The 2,034-nt window shown below is 73.9% G+C and carries 2 protein-coding genes and 1 pseudogene; all 3 read right to left on the reverse strand.

Features of this window, described 5'->3' with window-relative positions; translation table 11 throughout:
- Positions 1–34: 34 nt before the first annotated feature.
- The gene (locus ABT106_RS31820; RefSeq protein WP_351284499.1) at positions 35–778 is read right to left on the reverse strand and encodes a hypothetical protein; all 744 of its coding nucleotides are present in this window, start codon (positions 776–778) and stop codon (positions 35–37) included.
- Positions 779–1,004: 226 nt separating this feature from the next.
- On the reverse strand, positions 1,005–1,775 hold the full coding sequence (locus tag ABT106_RS31825) for a bestrophin-like domain (RefSeq protein WP_351284502.1): 771 nt from the start codon (positions 1,773–1,775) through the stop codon (positions 1,005–1,007).
- Between the two features lie 37 nt (positions 1,776–1,812).
- A pseudogene (locus ABT106_RS31830) lies at positions 1,813–2,034 on the reverse strand (hypothetical protein); the annotation flags it as partial.

Genomic DNA, 2,034 nt, shown 5'->3' on the forward strand with positions numbered 1-2,034 from the left:
GGGCGACCGGCGGTTCCGTTTCGTGGTGCGCGGTTCAGTGGCTCCTGCCGGTGCCCCGGCGGCTGCGCAGCGCGTACGCGGTCCCGCCGGCCGCGGCGAGGAAGAGCCCGGCGCCCGCGCCGAGCTCCACCGGGTCGAGCCCGGCGACGCTGCCGCCGAGCCCGCCGCGCACACCGCGGGCCGAGGTGAGGATGCCGGCGGCGGTGCCGGTCGAGGCGCTCGTGCGGACGGGCGGGGCGACGGCCGTCCTGGTGCCGGCCGGGCTGCCGGTGGCGGTGCCGGCCGCGGCGGTGGGCGGGGCGGGGGGCGGGGCGGTGCGGGTGGGGGTGCGCGGGACGGCGGGGGTGGTGCGGGTGGCGGTGGGCGTCGAGGCCGCGGTCGCCGTCGAAGTGGAGCTGGTGGTGGGGCTGCTCGTACCGCCGGTGATGGTCAGGTCGGTCGAGCCGGTCTCGCCGTTGCAGGTGAAGGAGACCGAGTACTGGGCTCCGCGCCGCGCGTCCTGGTCCACCGTGACCCGCACGGTGCGGCCGCGCGCGATGCTCACGGTGTCGAAGACCCCGGAGGAGGAGGTCGCGAAGGCGGCGTCGCAGCCGGTGACCGTGAGGACCACCTGACCTCCCGGGGCGACCGTGGAGGGGGTGAGGGTGAAACCGAACGAGGTGACGGGGGCCGCCTCCGCCGCGTGCGCGGCGGGCGCTGCGAGGACACCGAGCGCGAGTACGGCACCCGTGGCACCGGCGCTCAGCAGGGCTGTGGCGGAGGTACGTATCGCACCCATGGTTGATTCTCCGGATCCCCGAGGAGCAGCCGCGGAACGGTATCCGCACGTGGGGGGACGTGCGCCTCGATGTCCGACACGCTAGGCGCGGGTGCGGTGACCCGCGATCAGGAACGGGCGAATGGGGCATGCCCGTAGGCCGAACCGGGGACGGGAGGCCCGTCCCCGGTTTGCCGGGTGCCCTCGGTGTGCGCCGGGAACGCCCCGGGCGGGCCCGGGGCGCGTGTCAGTCCTCCAGTCCCAGATGGCGGAACTGGGCGAAGAAGGGCTCGGCCGTGGCCGAGATGCCCCGGCCGAACGGGGCGTCGAAGTCCCAGATCAGGAACAACAGGAACGCGATGAGCGCGCTGAACAGGCCCGCGAGCAGCATCTCCCGGAACGACCGCCGGATCTGCAGGGTGAAGATCAGCCCCACCGTCACCAGGGCCCCGGCGATCAGTCCGAACCACACCACGCCGGGCATCGTGGCCCCGGCGCTCTGACCGCGCGCGTTGCGGGCGTCGTCGGCCACCGCGACCTGGTCCACCAGCGGCTGGTACGCCTGGCCCTCGTGGTCGGTCTGCGGCTCGTAGTCCGTGACGTCCCGGCGGATGCGGTCCAGCAGCTCCCCGCCGCGCTCGGTGAGTTCCCCGGTCTCGCCCATGGCCTTCCACTCCGTGTCCACCACGTACGTCACGTACGCGTCGACGTCGGACCGGATCCGCTTGCGCACCTCGGCCGGGTAGACCTCGGAGCGGACGTGGACCTCGTGCAGGGCCTGCGCCTCCTGGCGCACGTACTCCTGGGCGGCTCCGCGGCCCTCCCAGACACCCGCGATCGCCAGGCCCAGCACGATCGCGTAGATCACCCCGATCATCATCGTCATGTACTCGATGACGTCCGGGGTTTCGTTCGGATCGTCGTCCTCGCCGATCCTGCGGTGGTTGAAGAAGGCGATGGACAGCACCACGGCGCACGCCGCGGCCATCGCGAGGGACAGGACGAGCCATTCCGACAAGATGACTCCCAATCGGTTATCAGGTGGTGCCTCGGGGTTACCGGGGGCGCAGCGCGACGATCGCGAGCACCGCGGGAGCCGCGGTCAGCAGGGTGAAGGTCAGCGGCGAGATGTGGTGCTCGACCGGCTTGCGGGACGGGGCGTGGTACGAGGGACGGGCCACCGGCTTCGGCGGCGCCGGCGGCGGGGTCACCACGGGCGACGGCGCCGGCGGAGGTGCCGGGGGCGGCGGGGCGGGAGCCTCGGCCGCCCGGGGCGG

Source organism: Streptomyces sp. NPDC002044 (assembly GCF_040296725.1).
In the GTDB taxonomy this organism is placed as follows: Bacteria; Actinomycetota; Actinomycetes; order Streptomycetales; family Streptomycetaceae; genus Streptomyces; species Streptomyces antarcticus.